Below are 23456 nucleotides of genomic sequence, written 5' to 3'. Positions count from 1 at the left end.
TTTGCGCCTAAATATAGTTTCGACTTATTAATATAAAAAACCTTAGTTCTTTAATTTAACTGAAAAAAAACGCTGTTTCATAGATTTTTTTATAGAAAGTGTTTAATCAAAAATACATTTGAAGTAAGTAATTATAATTTATAAATGAAAAAGACAAGAGCATATTGGAACAGATTAATTCACAGAGATCTAGCCTACTTTTTTTTAGGATTAATTATTGCTTTTTCGATATCTGGAATAACCCTAAATCATAGAGAAAGTTTTAGTTCAAGAGAATATACAGTAAAAGTAGAGCCAGTAAAACTGAATTTACCAAAAGACAAATCAAGCATAACTGAGGAATATTTTAAAAATACTGCATCCACATTTGCTCCAGAAAGTGATTTTGAAGCCTATAGAGAAAGAGGAGATGAAGGACGAGTTTATTTTAATAATGCTTTCATGACAATAGATTTAAATACTGGAAATGGAGAAATCGAATTTGTAAAACCTATTCCTGTATTAAAGCAAATGGCCATATTACATCAGACTACAAATAGTTGGTGGATATGGTTTTCAGATATTTTCGGTATTGCCATGTTAGTTATTGCTATTACAGGAATGTTTATTTCGAAAGGGAAGTATAGTTTTAAAAAACGCGGATGGATATTAACCGTTATAGGACTTATTTTCCCATTTATATTTTTATTTTTTATTAATTAAATCATCATGTTATGAAGAGAGAAAAATTCATTAAAAATCTAGGTTTAGGACTTGTTGCTACTCCCGTTTTAGGAGCTGCTTTAAACTATTCCTCAAATAAAGACACTAATAATGACTGTGAAATGACGCCAAGAGAAACTATAGGCCCTTTTCCTTTAAAGTCTCCTGCAGATGTTGTTAGAGCTAATATAATAGGTGATCGAGATGGCATTCCTTTGCTTGTAAATTTAACAATTCAAAATGTCAATACTAATTGTACACCTTTATCAGATGTATATGTAGATATATGGCAATGTGATAAAAAAGGAAACTACTCTGAATATTCACATCAGTTAGATGGTAATTTTAAGCATAAACACTTCCTTCGTGGTAGACAAACTACAGATAATAAAGGGAACGTTTCTTTTATTTCTATATACCCAGGTTGGTATCCTGGTCGAGCGCCTCATTTACATATTGAAGTTCTTAAAAAGAATGGAAAATCTTTATTAGCGACACAAATTGCGTTTCCAGATAAAATATCTGAAACAGTATATACTGATAAAAAATATAAAGGGAAAGCAGATACTTCCAACAGAAGAGATTATGAATTTAGAGATAGTTTAGCTGGTAACATGGCCGACAATGTTACGGGAGATAATACCAATGGCTACACTCTTAATAAGGTTATTAAGGTGAAGTTTTAGGATTATACTAATAAGAATTAGTAAGGTAAAACCTTCCACAAGATTATAAATATTAAGATAAGACATAATTAATAGTATACTTATAGCGTTAATTATATAACCTATATATCACTAACTAATATCCTTATTTTTTATTTACTAATTCTTAAACGCTATTAAAACAAAACATCTTTTTTTACTTTTAGTATTTCTTAGTTGTAAAGACTATCAAGTTACTAGTACTATTGTATTTGATAATGATAATATATCTTCAAATAAAAACATTGAAGAAAAAACCACTCCTAATCTAGACAGTATTAAGCTAAATATTAATTTTAAAGCTAAAGGAAATTACAATACAATAAAACACAACATGGAAGTATCTCCAAAAAGGTATTTTCAACCACTATATTTTAAAAACAAAGAAAAAGCTATAGACAGTGCTTCTAAGTATTTATATTTAAAGTTAATTAATGATATTGTTCCACATTGGTATGGGACAACTTGGGAGTTTAATGGTCATACTAGTGTCCCAAACAATGGTGAAATTGCTTGTGGTTATTTTGTTTCTACAACATTAAAACATCTTGGTTTTGTTATAAATCGCTATAAAATGGCGCAACAAGGTGGTTTAAATGAAGCTATAGCATTACAACCAAAGAATGAATTAAAAATATATTCTAATCTTTCTTTTGAAACATTAAAACAAAAACTAAACAGGACTTATAAAGATGGTATTTACTTTGTTGGCCTAGACAATCATGTTGGCTATGTTTTAATAAAAGACAAAGACATTTACTTTTTACACTCGAGTTATTGCGATAATAAAGTAGTAATTGAATTAGCAGAAACATCTGCTTGTTTTAAATCTAAAATTTATGTTTTTGCAGAAATAACAACCAATAAGGCTTTAATTAAAAAATGGGTTTTTAATGAGCGACTTATAATTCCTAATAGTTAAGAAATTATGGTAAAATTTTTAACATCATTCTATTTTGTTTTTCTTATATACTCTACATTTATTAGACAACATGAAAGCCAAATAGCTAAAGAGAAATTAACAGAAATTGAAATAATTGTTGAGTATAATAATCAAGATATAGTATATCGAGGAATATTAAATCCAATTACTATAGTTGCTAAAAACAATATAGAATATGTCGCCAAAGGAATTGGGCTAAAAAAAATTGATCAAGGTAATTATGAAATGGTACCTCAATCTGGTAAAGAAGTTATTATTTATGTTACAGGAAAACTTACTAATGGAAAAAACTTTGAGATTTCAAAAACTTTAAAAATAAAAAATTTAAGTAGTGGTATAAGTCAATTTAATGGGAGAAACTCAAAAAAAAGTATAATTAAATTATCTAAAACAGAATTAAGTTCCGGTAAAGTATCTTACGATTTTCCAGATTTATTAATTAATGGACTTAGTGCTAAAGTAATAGGTTTTAAAATTAAATTACCTGGAAAGAATGTTCAAAAAGTATATGGAAATAGAATTAAATCAACCCTTTTACTTAAAGATATACAAAAAATGAAAAGAGGTTCTAAAGTTCAAATTTTTGATATAAAGATAACGTCTTCAATACTAGGTTATGGTTCTTTACGTATTTGCAAAATTTCGCCGATACTTTTACAAATAACTAGTTAAAATTTAAACTATCTCCATTTTCTTTAATAAGAAACTCGCATTCATATTCTGGCAGATTCCTTTTTTAAAGGTATAATCGAAATAAAGCTCATCGTTAATTATTTGCGCATCAAAATAGTAATTCTTTACTTCTTTAAGCTCTTTTTCAATTTCACAAAGACTTAAGTCATGTGTAGCAATAATTCCTGTAGCATTACTAGCTACTAATTTCTCAACAAACTTTCTTGATCCAATAGCCTTATCTGTACTATTAGTGCCTTTTAATATCTCGTCTAAGATTATAAAGTAATTATCTGTTTCTATAGCGTCTACAATGTATTTTAAACGTGTTAATTCGCTAAAGAAATAAGAACTATCATCTGTTAAAGAATCACTAGTACGCATACTTGTAATTAATTTAACTGGCACATATTCGCTTGACTCTGCACAAACTGGCAAACCTATATTTGCCATAACAATATGTAAAGATACTGTTCTTAAAAAGGTGCTTTTTCCTGCCATATTAGCACCAGTAATAATAAAAAATTGCTCACCATCAATCTCAAAATTATTATCTATCCGTTTTTCTAATTTCAATAATGGATGGCCTAAGTTTTTAACAGCTGTAGTTTCTCCCTGATTTAATATCTTAGGATATACATAATGAGAATGATTAAAAGCATAATTACCTAAACTATTATAAGTGTCAAAAAAAGTAACCACTTCAAACCAATCTTCTACTTTAGATTTATAGGTTTCTATCCATTGGTCTATGGTAAAACTATTTTTAACATCGGTTAAGAAATAGCCATTGCCAAAAATTAATCCAATCATATTATTTCTATTATCTAATGCATCCATCGCACTAGATAAATTACTTAAAATAGTTGAGGCCTTTTTTCCTTCTAATTGTATTTTTTGTTGTTTTTCCTTAAGTATTTCTGAAGTAAATGTTTCTGTTTCAATAGCTTTTAATAACAACGCATATTGTCTAAATGTATCTCTAATCTTACTAGTGTTTTTCGCTAAATCATTTGTTTTCTTTAAAAAACGACCAGTAATAGCAAACCCAACAAATAGCCAATATCCAGCATAAGCAATAGGAATAACTTTAGTAATACCTAAAATTATTATTACAATCGATGCAATCGAAAAAATTAATGGAATCCATTTAAAAAATTTTGGCATAAATGATTTATGCTCATTTAACCACTTTACAATTTGATTTGGCTTGGTTTGTACTTCAATTAAATTTGCTGTGGCTTGAAAACTTTGCCTCCAATCGGTTTTTAACGACAAATCTTTTATTACTTCTTGCCTTTTTTCTATAGTTTTAATTGCATTAGCTTTTAATGTATTTGCTAATGATAAAGCGCCAATATTTGTTGCTGTTCTATTTATAAACTGAAAGAATGAACCACGACCAAATAAATCAATATCTAAAGCATAATGATGTTTTGGATCTTGAAATTCTAGTCCTGCATTTCTATGAAAAAAATCACCAGATCCTATCTTTATTTCTTCTTCATTAATTGACAGTAAAGCTTTTTTAAGCTTGTATTTTGTTTTTAAGTTGGTGTGTTTAGAAAGTAAGTATAAAAAAGAAACAATCCCAATTAAAGCAAAACTTAAAGCAATTTGCCAATTATTAAAGGTAAAATAAACACCTATAATTGTTGCTATAAATACTAAAAGACGTGCAGTACTTAATCCTGTTAATTGTTTATATATCTTTGAAATTTCAGCTTTATAAGTAGAAATATTCTGTTTATAATATGAAGAAGAGTCTTGCATTGTTATTTATAATTCTAGAGCATCATATTGTTTAAAAACCTGTAGTATTGTTTCTACGGCATCTTGATAGAATACAGTATCAATACGTTCAAAATCATCTGTAGGTTTATGATAATCTTCATGATCTGCTACACCAAAATAGATAAAAGGGATTTTTGCTTTATGAAAAGCTGCATGATCACTAGAATACGTCCAATTATCACCATCACCCAAACCTTCATGCCCTATTAAAAGGTTTGCTTTCCCTATCTTTTTATAGTTATCGATTGCTGGTTTTAATTTAGGATAGTAACGAGAACCAACAGCAAATAACTCATTTTTATCACTACGGCTAATCATATCCATATTGAGGTTTAAAACAATATTTCTCTGTTGTATAGTATTGTCTTTAACAAAATGATAAGCACCTTTTAATCCAAGTTCTTCCGCATCAAAAGCAGCCAAAATCACATTATGCTTTGGAGGGTTTTTCTTAAAATGCTCTGCAAATGCTATTAATGCACTTACACCTGATGCATCATCATCTGCTCCATTATATACTTTTCCATTTTTAACGCCTTCGTGATCGTAATGTGCAGATATAACAATATATTTATTATTCTTTTCTGTTCCTTTTATAAGTCCTAAAACATTTACTGCATCATATTTATCAAATTTAAAATGTTGCTCGTAATGAGCTCCTAATGGTCCAACATCAAGTTTATTTAACGCTTCGATAATATATGTTTTAGCTTTTAATGCACCTGCTGTCCCTGTTCTTCTACCTTCGAAAGCATCTGATGATAGTGTTTTTATATGTTTCAAAAGCGAATCTGTAGTATAAGAGTAATTATCATAGACTGAAGTATTACTTTCTACTTTAGTGACAGTTTTTGTTGTCTGGGTTTTACAACTATATATTGCAAAACAAAATACAGAAGTACATAGTATTGATTTAAATTTCATAATGAATTAGAGTAATTATGTAAAACTAATTAAAAAACCCAAGCTATGGCTTGGGTTTTTGTTTATTTTAAGACTCTTATTTGTCTAAAAACTATCCTTTTAAAGACGCTGTTAAATACTCACGATTCATACGTGCAATGTTTTCTAATGAGATACCTTTTGGGCATTCAACCTCACATGCTCCAGTATTTGTACAATTACCAAAACCTTCATCATCCATTTGCTTAACCATGTTTAGTACACGATCTGTAGCTTCAACTTTACCTTGAGGTAATAATGCAAATTGAGATACTTTTGCACCTACAAATAGCATTGCTGAAGAGTTTTTACAACTCGCTACACATGCTCCACAACCAATACAAGTTGCCGCAGAGAAAGCCTCATCGGCATCTTCTTTATTTACTGGAATAGCATTAGCATCAATTGTATTTCCAGACGTATTTACAGAAATAAATCCGCCTGCATGTTGAATACGATCAAAAGCACTTCTATCTACAACTAAATCTTTTATTACAGGAAATGCTTTAGCTCTAAATGGTTCGATATAAATAGTATCACCATCTTTAAACATACGCATATGTAATTGACAAGTCGTTACGCCACGATCTGGACCATGAGCTTCTCCATTTATATACAAAGAACACATACCGCAAATACCTTCACGACAATCATGATCGAAAGCTACAGGCTCATCTCCACTATTTATTAATTGTTCATTTAAAACATCTAACATTTCAAGGAAAGACATATCTGGTGATACATCACTGATTTTATAATCAACCATTTTTCCTTTATCGTTAGCGTTTTTTTGACGCCATATTTTTAACGTTAAATTCATAGTCTTTCTTTTATTTATAACTTCTTTGTTTTAATTCAATATCATTAAACTCTAGTTCTTCTTTATGTAAAACGGCATCACTAGGTTCTCCTTTATATTCCCAAGCAGACACGTAAGCAAAATCTTTATCATTACGTAATGCTTCTCCTTTTTGTTCTCCATCTAACTCAACAGAATCTTCTCTAAAGTGACCTCCACAAGATTCTTCTCTGTTTAGAGCATCTTTAGCAAATAGCTCTCCTAATTCTAAGAAATCTGCCACACGACCAGCTTTTGCTAGTTCTTCATTTAATTCATCACTACTTCCTGGAACACTTACTTCTTTCCAAAACTGTTCTCTAAGGGCTTTAATCTCAGCAATAGCTTCCGTTAAACCTTTTACATTTCTAGACATCCCAACTTTGTTCCACATGATTTTCCCTAAACGTTTATGGAAATAATCTACAGAATGTTTTCCTTCATTAGTAATGAAGAATTTTATTTTTTCTTTTACTTCTTTCTCAGCCTCTTCAAACTCTTTTGTATCTGTAGAAATTGGTCCTGTTCGAATATCATCAGATAAATAATCACCAATTGTATATGGTAACACAAAATAGCCATCTGCTAAACCTTGCATTAATGCTGAAGCTCCTAAACGGTTAGCACCGTGATCTGAGAAGTTAGCTTCACCTATACAATATAAACCAGGAACAGTAGTCATTAAGTTATAATCTACCCAAACGCCACCCATTGTGTAGTGTACAGCTGGATAAATCATCATTGGTGTATTATATGGATCTTGATCTACAATCTTCTCGTACATCTGGAATAAGTTTCCATATTTAGTTTTTACTACTTCTTGCCCTAATGATTTTATTAAAGCAGCATCATTCTCATTTAAACCTTTAATATGTGCTTGCTCTTTTCCATAACGTTGTATTGCAGAAGCAAAATCTAAATACACTGCTTCACCAGTAGCATTTACACCATATCCCGCATCACATCTTTCTTTAGCGGCACGAGAAGCAACATCACGAGGTACTAAGTTTCCAAAAGCAGGATAACGACGTTCTAAATAATAATCTCTATTATCTTCAGCAATTTCAGTTGGCTTTAAACGGCCTTCTCTAATTGCTTTTACATCATCCATATTTTTTGGAACCCAAATACGACCATCATTTCTTAAAGACTCAGACATCAATGTAAGTTTAGATTGATGATCTCCAGAGACAGGAATACAAGTTGGGTGAATTTGTGTATAACAAGGGTTTGCAAAGTATGCGCCACGTTTGTGGGCTTTCCAAGCAGCAGTAACATTACTTCCCATCGCATTTGTAGATAAGAAAAACACATTACCATAACCACCAGTTCCAAGCACTACGGCATGAGCTGAATGTCTTTCAATCTCACCATTAATTAAATTTCTAGTGATAATTCCTCTAGCTTTTCCATCTACTTTTACAACGTCTAACATTTCATGACGATTGTACATTTTTATTTTTCCACGACCTATTTGACGGTTCATTGCAGAATATGCACCTAGCAATAACTGTTGCCCTGTTTGTCCTGCTGCATAAAATGTTCTAGATACTAATACACCTCCAAAAGAACGGTTATCAAGTAATCCTCCATATTCACGAGCAAAAGGAACACCTTGAGCTACACATTGATCTATAATATTTGCAGACACCTCAGCTAAACGATATACGTTTGCTTCTCGCGAACGGTAATCACCACCTTTTACAGTATCGTAAAATAATCTATACGTTGAATCTCCATCACCTTGGTAATTTTTTGCTGCATTAATTCCACCTTGAGCTGCAATAGAATGCGCTCGTCTTGGAGAATCTTGAAAACAAAATGCTTTTACATTATAACCAAGCTCTGCTAATGTAGCAGCAGCAGACCCACCAGCTAATCCAGTACCAACAACTATAACATCAATATTACGCTTGTTTGCTGGATTTACTAAATCGATATGATTTTTATAATTTGTCCATTTATCTGCAATTGGACCTTGAGGTATTTTAGAATCTAAAGCCATAAATCTCTCTGTATATTAATGGTTAAAATGATGAAATAATGCAATAAAAATGAATCCTAATGGAATGCCAATTGCATAAATTTTACTAAATCCTTTTAATCCTTTTGTGTATTTGTTATTTGCTCCGACTGATTGGAAAGATGAGTTGAAACCATGTAATAAGTGTAGTGCTAAGAAAATAAATCCAACGCAATATAATGCAACACGCCATATAGGTACGAATTTGTGTACTAACTCTTCGTGATATCTATAACCGCTTTCAATATTATTAGGATCTACTAATCCCGACATATCTCCCACAACAAATTTTGTATTTAATTCTGGAATCCAAAAATCAATAAAATGAATAATCATGAAGACTAAAATAAATCCTCCACTCCAAATCATATTACGACTCATCCATGTTGAATTAGCTCCACCATTATTTTTTGCATAGCTAATTTGTCTTGCTTTGTTGTTTTTTATTTCTAAAACAAATCCCATGACGAAGTGAAAAATCACACCTATAATAAGTACCGGCTGTAACAAATACTGAATGACCCAAAATGTACCCATAAAGTGAGATACATCATTAAAAGTATCAGGACTTAATACAGACAGTATGTTTATTGAAAAATGTTGTAGTAAAAAAACCATCAGAAAGAGTGCCGAAAGTGCCATGGCAAACTTTCTTCCTATTGAAGAATTTAAAATTCCGCTCATTATTTTTGTAGTTAAAGTATAGTTCTCACAAAGATAACGCTCGTTAGTTGGTATAACAAATTTTACATACTGTTTTCGTTGAAATTTAGAATGGGTTTAATTTAGAAATTAAATCTAGGATTCACTATCGTATTATATATAGAACCAAAAGAATAACTAAACCCAAGACTTACCCAATAATTATAACCAGATTGTAGTTGCTGTTGTTGAAGTAACAACTCTTCTAAAGACACGTCTCCAGCAGCTAAATTAACTTGATTTCTTGTAATTCTATAGTTACCACTAACGTTAAAATTAAATCCTTTAAATACTCTTACATTGGCACCTAGGAAAAAGCCTAAAGAGTTTAATGTTGTATCATGAAGAAATTGATTAAACGACGCTTCAGCATTTAAACTACCCCATTCTTGGTTAATGCTTCCTCCTAATAACAAATTATGTTCCCATAAATATTCTTTATTCTTCCCAAATACAGAACGCTCAATATAATCGTTAAAAACAACACCATTTCTGTAAGATAATGTTAATTGTTTTTTTGCTGATTCTTTATATTTGAAAAAATTGTATTCTATAGCTGGTTTAAAATTCCAAAAGAAATCTCTATTGCTAAAAGTCGAAGCTCCAACTCCTGCAAATGCGCCATAAGACCAATGGTCGTTAAGACTTAAAACATCACTAATATTTAAAAATTTATTATTATTAATGTTAACAATATCTTCTCCATCAAAAGTAAATGTAGATTTATTTTCCCCAAAATTTACTCTTAAAGAAAATTTATTGTTTTCTGTAACTCGGGCAGCAGAAACATTTACATTTAAATTACTTCTATTATTAGATTCCTGGCCATTAAAAAAGCCATTAGCGCCTACTCTAAACACCCAATAATTCCATGGGTCTTTTTCTTCTACTTGCTCTTCTTCGTTTTCAGGACTTGGAACAGAAACAGATATATTTTCAATAGTTCCTTTTCCAATCCAAAATCGAACTAATCCTAATTTAATATTACTTAAAATTCGTTTTCTAACATCATCATCAGTCATATTAGTATCTGTAGAAAAACTTAACTTATAGGATATATCTTTAAAACTGTCTTTGCCAATGAAGTCTATTTCATAACTTCTTCCTCCACTACCATTTCGTTGTGTAACGAAAAACAAATGTACATCTCCAAGATTTTGATCTCTAACAAATTGGACATTTCCTAAATTTTGTTTGATATAATCGATATCACAAACATCACAATCTAAAAAAATTTTTAATGCTGGCGTTGTGTCCTCTTGAGAGAAACTTTGAAATATTGAAAAAAGGGAAAATAGTAAAACAGCGAAGTTTTTCATGATTGATTTGATTGATGATGAATTTAGTTTAGCACAGCTAAATTAGATTATATCATAACGTTAACCTCTCAATTTTAGTTTACTTTAACAAACACTTCCTGTTATTTATACAGATTCTAAAACTAGATTAATTAGAGACAATAGGTATTAATCCACGAAGCCCCATATCTACAACTTGTTCACCAGCACTAGGTTCGTATTTACCATCTGCATTTACTTCTGTCCATTCAAAACTATTATTTACAGAAAATGATAATGTTACTTCTACATCTTCTGTTTCACTACCGCTAATTGTAAAACCATTTTCAAATTGTCCAGTAACCACACACGATCCTTGAGGAATAGGGGAAGAATTAAATAATGGATTAGGCACAGTAGTCGCTCCTTCTGGTGCTTGACCTTGGAATGTTAATCCTAAGGTTTCAAAAGCCCAAAAACCTTGTAACCTATTTGCATCTACAGCTATATTACTTCCATTCAAATCAAAAGAAGATATAAATGTATTATAGCCAACAAAACTTGCTAGTGTGCCTGTATAGGCATTACCATCATCTGCCAAAAAATCTATATTACCTTCTTGATAAGCTAAAGACACGCGTACCCATTCATAATCCCCAACAGCAACTTCACTTAATGGAATAGTTATAAAAGTTTCATTATTACCTGCAAAAACAGCGTTTTGAAAATCTATAGCCATTGCTCCTCCTTGAGATGTTTCTGTACCATTAAAAACAATTTCTCCTTGCCCTAAAAGTGTTAATGCATCTGGAGCAAATTCAATATAATTAGCGCTCATTTTTTTAAAATCTGGTGATTGGGCTGCATTACCAACTGGTATAGTTGCAGGTTGCCCCAAATTATTTAAGCGTTCTTGTGTTGGATCGAATTTGAATTTTATAATTAAATTAACCTGAGAATCGTTATTTTGAATAGGTTCATTATTATCACTACAGGCAACTAATAATAATATTACAGTTATAATTGTAATTAATTTTAGGTATTTCATTTGTTTGAGGTTTTATATAAAAACTCAAAAAATAATAAAATATTATTTATTCTACTTCAAATCCTTTAGTTACACCATCAATATAAACTAGATATTTACCTTTTGGAAGATAATATTTATCATTCTTTGCTTTTACAATATCTATGCTTGTATTTTCTTTTAGCAGTTTCTTTCTTCCTTTATCAGTAATTGTTAAATCGTAATCTACGTAGTTAAATCCTTTATCTGCTTCAACTTCTATAGTATTTAAAACAGTATTTTTATCGCTTCTAATTTCTATGGTTTTTTTGACCGAAGCATTTGAATAAAACTTAAAATTAGTAGTAGGTTCAAAAGGCTGCATCCATTTACTCCAACTATTTCCCCAACGTTTTGAAGCACTAATATTTTCTGTATCGAAAATAGTAATATGCTCATTCATTAAAGCATTATTCATTTTTTGAAGTGGCTCTACATTAGTTTTATAAATACTCCTTCCATGTGTTCCAATTATTAAATCATTGCTTGCTTCTTGCATCACCATATCATGAACAGCAACTGCTGGTAAATTTTTAGAAAAAGCTTCCCATGATTCACCATTATTAAAACTTACATAAGCGCCATTATCTGTTCCTAAATAAATAATATTTTCATTTACAATATCTTCACGAATAACATTTACAGGAGACATTGGAATGTTAGACGCAATACTTTTCCATGTTTGTCCATAATCATTAGACATATAAACATAAGTAGTAAAATCATCCCAACGATATCCATTTAGAGTTACATAAACGCGTTCTTGTTTATGTTTAGATGCAACAATTCTACTCACCCACAAATCTTTTGGAAGCTTACCTGATATATTATTCCAACTACCTCCACCGTTTTTTGTAATATGAATTAAACCATCATCACTTCCTGTATAAATTAAACCAAATTCAAAAGGCGATTCGCTAATTGTTGTTAATGTTCCATAAGCAACATTACCTTTCTTTCCGCCTTGTGTTAAATCTTGAGAAATAGCTTTCCAGTTTTCACCCTTATCTAGTGAACGCATTAATTTATTACCTCCTAAATATAAAATATCTTGATTATGTCTTGATAAATGAATAGGAGTTTGCCAATTAAATCGATATGGACTTTCGCCTAATTCATGTTTTGGTTGAATATACTTTTGTTCTCCTTTTTCTCTATTTATTCTAAAATAGTTTCCAAATTGATAACCTGTATATACAATATTACTATCTCTATTATCTATTTCAATTTGCATACCATCACCACCCATTATACTTTCCCATGGATACATACCGCTTTGATGCCATGCTTTGTTTTCTGGAGCATTGTGAGCACCAACCCAAACACCATTATCCTGCAAACCACCATAAACTCTATAAGGCATTTGATTATCTACATTAATAGCGTAAAACTGACCAACACTATTGACATTTAATTTTTCCCAGTTTTCACCATCATCGTAAGACATATTTAATCCGCCATCATTACCATTAATTAAATGGCCAGATTTATTAGGATTTACCCAAAGTGCCTGATGATCTGCATGCACATTTTCTTTACTAATTGACGTAAACGTTTGCCCGCCATCTTTAGATTTTAAAATAGGTACACCCATAATATAAATACCATCTTCATTTTGAGTATCTACTCTAATTTCTCCAAAGTAATAACCATAGCTATAGTACAAATCGTCTAGATAATCGTCATGTGTTTTTTTCCATGTTTTCCCACCATCAATACTCTTATACACTTCTGCACCAATTACTGGTGTGTCAAAAAGCATAGCATTTGCATCTTCAAGGTATGTAGCTAAATCAATTGGCTTTACATTTCCACTACGCACCATTTGCTTTACATTTTCTGCTCTATATTTTTCTTGAAAGCCGTTAGTTTTTAAAAAACCATTTAGTTTTTTATCTTCTAATTTTAAAAATTCTGAAGCATTCATTGTTTTAAAATCATTCTTTTGTAAACCTCTTGTTTTCTCTTTTTTATCATCAGATTCTCTTCTAAATTGACTATCGTGAAGTGCATAAACTACATTATCATTAAAAACAGCTAATCCTATTCTTCCAACACCTTTTCCTGTAGGAAAACCACTTTCTTCTATAGAAACACGCATCCATGTTTCACCACTATCTATACTTTTAAATATTGCAGAGTTGTTTCCACTACCATCAAAATTCCATGCTTTTCTATCTCTTGTCCACGAGGATGCAAACAAGACATTAAAATTATTTGGAGATTGTTGTACATCTATAATGCCACTATTTTCATCAACAAATAAGACTTGCTTCCATGTTTTACCGCCATCTTTTGTCTTGTAAATACCGCGTTCTTTATTAGGTGAATATAAATGTCCTGTAACGCCAATAACAACCTCATCTGGATTATTGGGATTAATTAAAATACGTCCTATATGATGGGAATCTGCTAAACCAACATTCTCCCAAGTTTTACCATTATCTTGAGATTTTAATATCCCTATACCAGAATACGAAGATCTTGAACTATTATTTTCTCCTGTACCAACCCATATCGTTCTAGTATTCCAATCTACAGCAATATCACCAACATTTTGAGTTTGTGAACTATCTAAAATCGGAATAAAAGATGCGCCATTATTTACCGTATGCCATAAACCGCCCGAAGCATAACCTACATAAAATTCTGCAGAGTTTTTAGGGTTTACATCTATATCTACCACACGGCCACTCATAACTGTTGGACCAATGTTTTTGAACGGAATATTTTTTACTATAGAATTTAATTGAAGCTTTTCTTTTTGTTTTAATGCATTTTGAACTTCTATTGCTGACGTCGCTGGTTGTTGTGCATCGACAATAAAAGTACTTAGAAAAAAAATGAATAAAAGAAATCTAGAATACAGCATAATAGTTACGTTTTAATGGGATGAAATTACCATTTTTTTACTTAAAAGTTGTTGTTTCTATTTATTTTAACGCTTAGTATTCTAAATAGAAAAAAAATAATTTAAAGCTGTTTTTCATTAATGATCTCGAAGAATTTTTTTCGATAAGTATTACCTATAGGTAATTGTTTTCCTCCAATCCATACGGTATCATTGTCTATTTTATTTATATGAGACAACCCAATAATATAAGATTTATGGATTTGGATAAATTGGAATTCAGGCAATCTATAAGATAAATGTTTTAAAGTACTATACGTAATAATCTGCTCCTCTTTTAACTGTATAGATACATAATTTTTTAAACCTTCTATGTATAGAATATCTTCTAAAAAGACACGATTAAAATTATGTTTGCCATCAGTTTTAATAAAAATATAGTTTCCTATTTCTTCTTGATTTACAAAAGGTTTTATACATTTTGTTTGAGTTTTAAGAACAGATTGATAAAAACGTTCGAACGAAAACGGCTTTAATAAATAATCGATTGCAGCAACCTCATAACTATCTATAGCAAACTCAGAGTAAGCAGTGGTGAATATAATTTGCATACTTGGTTTTATAATTTTTGATAATTGAACACCAGTAATTTGAGGCATCTGGACATCAAGAAACACTAAATCTACTGGGTTACTTTCTAAAAAAGCGAGTGCTTCTAGCGGTTTAGTAAAAGTGTTTTGGAGCTTTAAAAAGGCTACATCAGACACGAATCGCTCTAGTAAGCGTATTGCTGCTGGCTCATCGTCAATAATAATACATTTAAGCTTTTGCATTACAGAGGTATTTTTAAATACGTAAGATATGTATCTTTAATATGATTAGTTTTTAAAATATAATTATCCTCAAAGAACAACTTTAAACGTCTTTTAATATTTTTTGTTCCAATGCCTTTATCCATATAATTTTCTGAAGGGTTTATTTCATTTTCTGTGCGAATTTCTAGGCTATTATTATTTATAACAATATCTATAACTGCTGTTTTTTTAGAATCATTAATAATCCCATGTTTACACAAATTTTCAACAAAATGAATTAGCATCAACGATGGTACTTGCTGTCCCTCAACACTCCCTTTTATAGATAAATTTACATAAAACTCATCTTCATATCTCCTTTTATAGAAATAAAGATAATCTTCAATAAAAGAGATTTCCTTATTTAAAGGCATGTAATTAGCCTTTGCATCATAGGTTACGTATCTTAATAGATTTGATAATTTTAAAATATCGTCTGCAGTTTCTGGCTGCTTATCGTATAAATCAGAATAAAACCCGTTTAAGGTATTAAATAAAAAATGTGGACTTATCTGAGATTTCAACATGGTCATTTGAGCTTCCTGATGTTGCATTTCTAACTCATGCATACGAGATTTATTTTCAGTAAACCTAAAAAACAAGAACATTAAACTACTATACAAACATGGTCTCATTGCATAAATAGTACTATCTGTCAAATATATCGCTACGATATTGGGTCTATTTAAATTATAATTGTGAAAATTAAATAATTCTAGAATTAAAATTTCTTCCAAAAAAAAGCGAATAGCTGCAAAAATTAAGACCATAGCAACAAACGAAAAAATATATTGAAAAATCTTATTAGGTTTTAAAAAACGAGGTGCAAATACTAAATAATTTATAGTATATACAGAAAAGTATGAAATGTTATAGGTTATAAATAATACAACAGCTCCAGGTCTAAACCATTCGGTTCTAGTATTATTATAAATCATATCATTTGAATATGACCATGTTTCACCAATAAAAACCAGTAGAACAGCAAAAAGGATATTGTATTTAAGCTCTTTAGATAATTGCATATCACGAATTTAATACCATTCTAAACAGTTATTAGTTTAATTATATCAACTTATAACTTTATTATACCAACTTATTGTTTTAGACAACAAACATAAAAATAATATAAAATACGGTGTTCATATAATTTACTAATAAGTACGTCAGATTTTTTTAAAGATTAAAATAAGATGTAATAATCTTACTCAAGATTTAATTTTAAAACCTTTATATCATGAAAAAATCAATCATATTTTTATGTATAGTATTTATTTACTCTACTGTAAATTCACAAAACGAACAGACAATTTTAGACACTGAAATTCTCAAAAACCATCTATCTTATTTTACTATTAAAAATAACGCAATTCTAGGAGAAGGAAAAGTCGAACTAGAAAATATAGCTGCTAAATCTCAATTTGTAGTCTATGGAGAAATGCATAATTCTGAACAAACCTCCATATTTAATAAAGCGTTTATTCCTTTATTAGCCAATTCAGGATTTAAACATTTTGCCATTGAAGTTGGTCCACATTCTGCAGAAAAACTCACTAAATTAACAACTCCAGCAAGTCAAAGTGTAGAAAATCTAAAATCTTTTAATTCTAAATATTCTGTGTCTCAAGGAGGAGAAACCGCTGTACCTATTCCATTCTTTACAAGTGTTACAGATGCTGAATTTTTAAAAGAAGCCAGAACATACAATATGAAGCTATGGGGTTTAGATCAAGAATTTTATTTTTCAACATTTTTTTTAATGGACGAATTAACAGAAACAGCTAAAGAAACATCAAATTACTCCAATATAATTAGGCTTCAAAATGAAGCAAAAGCTATAATGTATAAACATTTCATTGCTGATTTAAAAGAAGAAATTGATGGAGCTTATGGACCAATAAAAAAAGAGAAAGCTGTTATTGAGTATTTTAAAGCTTTTGAAAGTTCTAACAAAAAAGCGCAAGCTATTATTAAAGATTTAAAAATTAGTTGGGATATATACATAAATTGGAGAAACGATTCTCACGTAGATCGTATTAGTTATATGCGAAATAATTTTATGAAACATTATAACGCAGCTTCAAAAACTGAAAAGAATCCAAAAATATTCACAAAAATTGGAAGTTTACATGCAAAAAAAACATTTGTAAATGGCGCTTACGACATAGGCGAGCTTACAGAGTCTTTAGCAAAAAAGAATGGTACTATAACTACTTGTATTAATACCTGGCAGCCTTTTTATAAAGAGGAAAACGGAAAAATCGTTAATAATTTTGAAAAATATAAACGAAGCTATAAACGCTATAAAGTATTTTTTCCATTAGCAAAAAAAGAAGCATGGGCAATTATAAACCTTAAAGCTATTAGAAAAGCTATAGAAAACAATGAAATACAACTTCCTAAAACAGGTGACTACCACAAATTGAGAAACCTTATTTACAGTTACGACTATCAACTTTTATTACCTATTGATGAAGAACCAACAGCTAATAGAAATTAATGTATTAAAGACATTAAATGTTATATAAAAAGGTGCTTAAAGCATCTTTTTTATTATAATCTGATTATTTTTGAGGAAAAGTAACATATTTCCATCTTTTTGATGAGTAAAAAATAATTTTCCAATGAAGTATCACAAAATAGACAACTCTCTTTTTATAAAAAATCGTAAAAACTTTACTGCTCAAATGCAACCTAAAAGTCTAGCGGTATTTAATTCTAATGACATCTATCCAATTAGTGCAGATAGTACAATGCCTTTTGAACAGCATAGAGATATTTTCTATTTAAGTGGTGTTGATCAAGAAGAAAGCATTTTAGTTCTATTTCCAGATTGTCCAATTGAAAAACATCGCGAAATTTTATTTTTAAAAGAAACGAATGAGCATATTGCTGTTTGGGAAGGAGAAAAACTAACCAAAGAAGCAGCATTAGCTACTAGTGGCATTAAAACGGTTTACTGGTTACAAGACTTAGAAAAAATAATGTTTGAGATTATGACTCAAGCAGAAACGGTATATATAAACACTAATGAACATTATCGTGCTAATGTAGAAACCGAAACTCGTGAAGATCGTTTTACAAAATGGTTAAAAGATAAATACCCTGCACATAATGTAGCAAAAAGCAATCCAATTTTACAACGTTTACGTTCTGTAAAAGACCAAATAGAAATAGACTTAATACAAACTGCTTGTAACATTACAGAAAAAGGCTTTCGTCGTATTTTAGGTTTTGTAAAACCTGATGTTTGGGAGTTTGAAATTGAAGCAGAATTTATGCATGAATTTTTAAGAAACCGTTCTAAAAAATTCGCTTACACACCAATTGTAGCCTCTGGAAAAAACGCAAATGTGTTACATTATATAGAGAACAACCAACAATGTAAAGCAGGCGATTTAATTTTACTAGATATAGGTGCAGAATACGCTAATTACTCTAGTGATATGTCACGTACCATTCCTGTATCTGGACAGTTTACAGACAGACAAAAAGACGTTTACAACGCAGTTTTAAGGGTTAAAAATGAAGCCACTAAAATGCTTACCCCTGGAACATTATGGGCAGAATACCATGTTGAAGTTGGTAAATTAATGACAAAAGAACTATTAGGCTTAGGTTTAATTGATAAAGCAGATGTTCAAAACGAAAACCCAGATTGGCCTGCTTACAAAAAATACTTTATGCATGGTACATCTCATCATATGGGACTAGACACACATGATTATGGTATTTTAACTGAGCCTATGCAAGCAAACATGGTATTTACTGTAGAACCTGGTATTTATATTCCAGATGAAGGTTTTGGTATTCGTTTAGAAGATGATGTAGTCATCCAAAAAAGCGGAAATCCTTTTAATTTAATGAGAAACATTCCTATTGAAGTTGATGAAATTGAAGATTTAATGAATACATAAAACAAAATGAGTTTCCTCAAGGCAGAATGGCGAAAACTTGCTATAGCAAACTATGAGATTGATCCATCAATCTTATCACCTTATGTTCCTTATGGTACGGAGCTAGATTTATGGAATAACAAATGTTATATAAGTCTAGTAGGTTTTATGTTTTTAAACACTAAGCTATTAGGCATTAAGATTCCTTTTCACATCAATTTTGAAGAGGTTAATTTACGCTTTTATGTTAAAAGGCTTGAGAATAATGAGTGGAAACGCGGTGTTGTATTTATTAAAGAAATAGTACCTAAACCAGCTTTAACTTTTGTTGCGAATACTGTATATAAAGAGAATTACGAAACAATGCCAATGCTGCATAAATGGGAAGATATTGATAATGAAAAGCTTATAGAATACCATTGGAAACATAACTCTAACTGGCAATCATTTATAATTAGAGCAGATAAAACACAAATAGAGATCCCATTAAATAGCGAAACAGAATTTATCACAGAGCATTATTGGGGCTATGCAAAACATAGTGAGACAAAAACTAATGAATACGAAGTTACTCACCCAAAGTGGAAACAGTATAATGTTACAGATTATGAAATAAATGTCGACTTTGGGGCTGTTTATGGTAACACTTTTAGCTTTTTAACTAAGCTTAAACCACATTCTGTTATGTTAGCTGAAGGTTCTGAAATAACAGTTGAAAATAAAAAAACTATACAGTAAAAAAAGAGTAAACTTCACATTTTTAATGTGTAATTAAAATTTAGGTTTCGTTTGCCAAACAATATTTATTGTTTGCCAACCTTCGTTGGTATTAACCATATTTAAATAGTCAATACCCCAAGCTGCAGTAACTTTTACTACTGCAATTTTATCTGAAACATCTAAAACTTCAATATTTCTTGGAGTAGATTCATTTACTTTGTCTCCTTTTTTATTCCAACGTTTTGACAAACTTATAAGTTTATCAAAAGGCATTTCAGAATCATCAGAATATTTTCCTTTCTTTTCATCAAACCACCAACCTACTTTCCGTAACTTTTTATGAACACTTTTATAAGCTAATGTTGTATCTGCTTTATAAAAAGTATCAATATAATTATTTGCAGCAATTGTAACATTCTTAGTTGCTAACTCTTTTTCTTGGGCTGAAACTTGTAATGTAAAAAACAAAACACATAAAAAAATAAAAGGTTTCATAATAAAGGTTTTATATAAATATAGCTAAATATGTAATTGACTAATGTTAAAGCCTTTATAAAAAGTAAACTTCCAAATTCATATTTTAAATTCTAATTCAACACTAGGCGATCACTATGTTCAAAAACATAACGTTGTAATTTTCGTAATGTCTCTTTTTTATCACTAGTATTTACCAATAAGGAAATATTGTTATTGCTACCGCCATATGCAATCATTCTAACATTTACATCTTGTAGTACTTGAAATAACTGAGGTGTATCTTGATGGTAAATAATAGTATTACCAACTAAACATACAATACTCATATAATCATCAACTTCTACATTTGCAATTTTTTCTAGCTCTTCTACTATAGCTTTTAAATGTGTGTCATCATCTATAGTTAATGACACAGCAATTTCAGAAGTGGTTATCATATCTATTGCTGTTTCATACTTTTCAAAAACCTCGAAGACCTTCTTTAAAAATCCATAGGCTTGCAACATTCTAGCCGATTTAATTTTAATAGCATATATATTATCTTTAGCGGCTATAGCCTTAATGCCTTCTCCATGAATTTCATTGGTAATTAAAGTTCCGTAAGAATCCGGAGACATGGTGTTTTTTAATCGCACAGGAATATTTAATGTCCGAACAGGTACTACCGTTTGCGGATGCAAAATTTTTGCCCCAAAATAAGCCAATTCTGCAGCCTCATTAAAAGAAAGATTTGAAATCGCTTTAGTATTTTCTACAAAACGAGGATCATTATTATGAAAGCCATCAATATCTGTCCAAATTTGAACTTCTTTAGCCTCTATTGCTGCACCAATAATTGTTGCAGTATAATCACTTCCGCCACGTTGTAAATTAGAGATAGTACCTTCAGCATCTAAACATACAAAACCCTGTGTGATGTATATATCTACATCGGAAATTTCATTTATAATTCTATTAAAATTTTGTTTTATATAAAAATCATCTGGTTCATTATTTTTATCGACTCTCATAAAATCTAAAGCAGGTAACAAAGCGACTTTTATATTCTCTTGAAATAAAAAGCGGCTAAATAAAAAAGTAGACAATAATTCACCTTGAGCAACAATTTTATTATGCAACAACTCAGAGTAATTAATATTAAGCAAATCTATTAAACCAGAAAAAATAGTATTAACGTATGCTTCAGCCTCAATAATTAAAAAGGTGTCACTTAATAAGTCTTTAACCGTTTTTTTATAGATATCATACAACTCATTTATTTTTATTAAGGCTACTTCTAGTTCCTTTGCTCTTATGAATTCTGAAATATCTACCAAAGCATTTGTAGTCCCAGACATAGCAGATAAAACAACTACTTTCTTCTCACCATCATTGATAATGTTTTTTACATTAGTCATATTCTCTATAGACCCAACAGATGTACCTCCAAATTTTAATACCAACATACTATTCTTATTTAAAAGGCCAAATTACACTGTAATCCATTATTATAAATGAAAATAAAAAAATTAGTCTACTTTTACACAATCTGTTAAATAATTAACATTATGAAAACTATAGCAACTTGTGTTGAAGAAATTTTAGTTACCCAACCTTTTCTTGAAGAAGCATTATCACGAAGCATTATTAACTTCTCTGCTCTAGCAGAAGAGTTACAAACACCTATAAGTGTCATGCTTAGAAAACCCGTGAAAACCGGAGCTATAATGATGGCTTTGAGACGCTATAATCCTCCAAAAGACTTGAGGCATTCAAATAAATTAAAGGCTGTATTAAAGCATTTAGGAGATATAACTGTACGATCAAATTTAATTGATTTTACCTTCCAAAATTCAAAAACCTTAGTCAATAGCCATAGCAAAATATTAGAAAGCATAGATACTAATATTTTTTACGGATTTTCTAGAGGTATTCATGAAAGCAACATGGTGATTTCTGCTACCGAAAAACAAAAAATACAAGAACATTTTAAAAACGAAACCATGATTGGTTTACAAGAAAATCTTTCTGCTATTAGTATTCGTTTACCAGAAAACAACTCTAAAGTATCTGGATTATACTATCAAATATTTAAGCGTTTTGCTTGGGAAGGTATCTCATTATACGAAGTAATTTCTACTACAAATGAATTTACAGTTTTAGTAGAAGATCATCTTGTTGATAAAGCCTTTTCTGCAATAAAAAGATTGAATTAAAACTGTAACTATTATTACAGTCAAACGTCGTACAAATAGACTCAATATCTATTAAATGAAACAACAATTTGGAAATTTTGAATTTGATAAAGAGAAATCAGCCACAATACTAAATTACAATAGATCTTCTAAAGATTGGTTTGATATTTCAACCTCAATGTTATTAGGTTTATCTAGCCTAGTATTTAGTATTTGGATGGCAATTAATGTGATAGACGATTTCTCATGAATTTTAATTTTTTTCATTTTGGTTTTTGGGTTTGTTGCTTTCCAAAAAATATCATATTCTATATCAAGATTATTAGAACCAACTAAAGAATTAATTACAATTCGAAAAAGCGCAAATATTGTAGAATTAAAATCCACCAAATATAAAAGTCACAAGATAAATATATCAGATATAAGCTTAATTACATATCGTTTAAATAAAGACGAAGTAGATTTAAGTGATTCAGAAACTGGTACGATAATAAAAAACAGATTCTGGGTAGACATTGAATTTTTGACTAAAAACAAACAACACATTAAAGTGTTTAATATAAATCCATCTCACATCTTTGAAAAGGGAGATTATAAAACGAAGCAAATGCTTCTTAGTAAATCGAAAAAACTACTAAAAAAACTAGCTAATGAATTAGGAATAGAAATTAGATATAAAGGATTTATAGATCATACATAAAAAGTAATTGGTTTGCTTACATAGCATTAACATTGAAAGAATTTTATTTAATAATATTGGTTTATAACTCAAAATTTGAGTAGCAGGTGATTATGGTGAAAAAAAATCATTATCTAGTAAA

At 30.0% G+C, this 23456-nt stretch carries 22 protein-coding genes; 10 read left to right on the top strand and 12 right to left on the bottom strand.

Going from position 1 to position 23456, the window contains the following annotated elements:
• The first annotated feature begins 144 nt into the window (after positions 1-144).
• From Q0997_RS02625 to Q0997_RS02610, 4 genes are all read left to right on the top strand, one after another.
• Positions 145-702 carry a PepSY-associated TM helix domain-containing protein gene (locus Q0997_RS02625; protein WP_299884159.1) on the top strand — a complete coding sequence of 186 codons (558 nt, stop codon included), beginning with the start codon at positions 145-147 and terminating at the stop codon, positions 700-702.
• 11 nt (positions 703-713) lie between these two features.
• Positions 714-1388, top strand: a complete 675-nt coding sequence (locus tag Q0997_RS02620; RefSeq protein ID WP_299884157.1) for an intradiol ring-cleavage dioxygenase — start codon at positions 714-716, stop codon at positions 1386-1388.
• Positions 1389-1740: 352 nt separating this feature from the next.
• A complete protein-coding gene (locus Q0997_RS02615) occupies positions 1741-2328 on the top strand; it encodes a hypothetical protein (protein WP_299884155.1) in 588 nt (195 codons plus the stop codon).
• 6 nt (positions 2329-2334) lie between these two features.
• Positions 2335-3021, top strand: coding sequence for a GldM family protein (locus Q0997_RS02610; RefSeq protein ID WP_299884153.1), 687 nt, complete (start codon positions 2335-2337; stop codon positions 3019-3021).
• Between the two features lie 3 nt (positions 3022-3024).
• Here Q0997_RS02610 and Q0997_RS02605 read toward each other — a convergent pair whose 3' ends face one another.
• From Q0997_RS02605 to Q0997_RS02560, 10 genes are all read right to left on the bottom strand, one after another.
• Positions 3025-4794 carry a DNA mismatch repair protein MutS gene (locus Q0997_RS02605; protein ID WP_299884151.1) on the bottom strand — a complete coding sequence of 590 codons (1770 nt, stop codon included), beginning with the start codon at positions 4792-4794 and terminating at the stop codon, positions 3025-3027.
• Between the two features lie 6 nt (positions 4795-4800).
• Positions 4801-5739: a M20/M25/M40 family metallo-hydrolase gene (locus Q0997_RS02600; protein WP_299884149.1), complete on the bottom strand. Its 939-nt coding sequence runs from the start codon at positions 5737-5739 to the stop codon at positions 4801-4803.
• A 91-nt stretch (positions 5740-5830) separates the two neighbouring features.
• A complete protein-coding gene (locus Q0997_RS02595; RefSeq protein ID WP_299884147.1) occupies positions 5831-6577 on the bottom strand; it encodes a succinate dehydrogenase/fumarate reductase iron-sulfur subunit in 747 nt (248 codons plus the stop codon).
• A gap of 10 nt (positions 6578-6587) precedes the next feature.
• A complete protein-coding gene (locus tag Q0997_RS02590; protein WP_299884146.1) occupies positions 6588-8600 on the bottom strand; it encodes a fumarate reductase/succinate dehydrogenase flavoprotein subunit in 2013 nt (670 codons plus the stop codon).
• Between the two features lie 15 nt (positions 8601-8615).
• The gene (locus Q0997_RS02585) at positions 8616-9302 is read right to left on the bottom strand and encodes a succinate dehydrogenase cytochrome b subunit (RefSeq protein ID WP_299884144.1); all 687 of its coding nucleotides are present in this window, start codon (positions 9300-9302) and stop codon (positions 8616-8618) included.
• A gap of 101 nt (positions 9303-9403) precedes the next feature.
• Positions 9404-10639: a hypothetical protein gene (locus Q0997_RS02580; RefSeq protein ID WP_299884142.1), complete on the bottom strand. Its 1236-nt coding sequence runs from the start codon at positions 10637-10639 to the stop codon at positions 9404-9406.
• Positions 10640-10766: 127 nt separating this feature from the next.
• The gene (locus tag Q0997_RS02575) at positions 10767-11645 is read right to left on the bottom strand and encodes a hypothetical protein (protein ID WP_299884140.1); all 879 of its coding nucleotides are present in this window, start codon (positions 11643-11645) and stop codon (positions 10767-10769) included.
• Between the two features lie 46 nt (positions 11646-11691).
• A complete protein-coding gene (locus Q0997_RS02570; RefSeq protein WP_299884138.1) occupies positions 11692-14535 on the bottom strand; it encodes a glycosyl hydrolase in 2844 nt (947 codons plus the stop codon).
• A 101-nt stretch (positions 14536-14636) separates the two neighbouring features.
• Positions 14637-15347, bottom strand: a complete 711-nt coding sequence (locus Q0997_RS02565; protein WP_299884136.1) for a LytTR family DNA-binding domain-containing protein — start codon at positions 15345-15347, stop codon at positions 14637-14639.
• Positions 15347-16393 (bottom strand): sensor histidine kinase, encoded by a 1047-nt coding sequence (locus tag Q0997_RS02560; protein ID WP_299884134.1) that lies wholly within the window; start codon positions 16391-16393, stop codon positions 15347-15349. Before Q0997_RS02560 ends, Q0997_RS02565 begins: the two co-directional genes overlap by 1 nt.
• Positions 16394-16605: 212 nt before the next feature.
• Between Q0997_RS02560 and Q0997_RS02555 the strand changes: the two genes are divergently transcribed.
• From Q0997_RS02555 to Q0997_RS02545, 3 genes are all read left to right on the top strand, one after another.
• Complete coding sequence (locus tag Q0997_RS02555; protein WP_299884132.1) at positions 16606-17868, top strand: hypothetical protein; 1263 nt, start codon at positions 16606-16608, stop codon at positions 17866-17868.
• Positions 17869-17992: 124 nt separating this feature from the next.
• On the top strand, positions 17993-19285 hold the full coding sequence (locus Q0997_RS02550) for an aminopeptidase P family protein (RefSeq protein ID WP_299884130.1): 1293 nt from the start codon (positions 17993-17995) through the stop codon (positions 19283-19285).
• A 6-nt stretch (positions 19286-19291) separates the two neighbouring features.
• Complete coding sequence (locus tag Q0997_RS02545; RefSeq protein WP_299884128.1) at positions 19292-20002, top strand: DUF2071 domain-containing protein; 711 nt, start codon at positions 19292-19294, stop codon at positions 20000-20002.
• Positions 20003-20035: 33 nt separating this feature from the next.
• Here the strand turns inward: Q0997_RS02545 and Q0997_RS02540 are convergent, their stop codons facing one another.
• Together Q0997_RS02540 and Q0997_RS02535 are read right to left on the bottom strand one after the other, a co-directional pair.
• Entirely contained in the window at positions 20036-20479 is a 444-nt protein-coding gene (locus Q0997_RS02540) for a nuclear transport factor 2 family protein (protein WP_299884126.1), read from the bottom strand.
• Between the two features lie 92 nt (positions 20480-20571).
• On the bottom strand, positions 20572-21906 hold the full coding sequence (locus tag Q0997_RS02535; RefSeq protein ID WP_299884124.1) for an aspartate kinase: 1335 nt from the start codon (positions 21904-21906) through the stop codon (positions 20572-20574).
• Between the two features lie 102 nt (positions 21907-22008).
• Between Q0997_RS02535 and Q0997_RS02530 the strand changes: the two genes are divergently transcribed.
• Genes Q0997_RS02530 through Q0997_RS02520 form a run of 3 tightly spaced genes read left to right on the top strand, consistent with a single transcriptional unit; the run spans position 22009 to position 23335 of the window.
• On the top strand, positions 22009-22656 hold the full coding sequence (locus Q0997_RS02530) for a hypothetical protein (protein ID WP_299884122.1): 648 nt from the start codon (positions 22009-22011) through the stop codon (positions 22654-22656).
• 55 nt (positions 22657-22711) lie between these two features.
• Entirely contained in the window at positions 22712-22885 is a 174-nt protein-coding gene (locus tag Q0997_RS02525; RefSeq protein WP_299884120.1) for a hypothetical protein, read from the top strand.
• An 18-nt stretch (positions 22886-22903) separates the two neighbouring features.
• Positions 22904-23335, top strand: coding sequence for a hypothetical protein (locus Q0997_RS02520; protein WP_299884117.1), 432 nt, complete (start codon positions 22904-22906; stop codon positions 23333-23335).
• Positions 23336-23456: the final 121 nt, after the last annotated feature.

Source organism: uncultured Lacinutrix sp., from assembly GCF_947500325.1.
In the GTDB taxonomy this organism is placed as follows: Bacteria; Bacteroidota; Bacteroidia; order Flavobacteriales; family Flavobacteriaceae; genus Lacinutrix.
The sequence above is the reverse complement of the archived record's forward strand: the minus strand, read 5'-3'. Positions and strand labels throughout refer to the sequence as shown.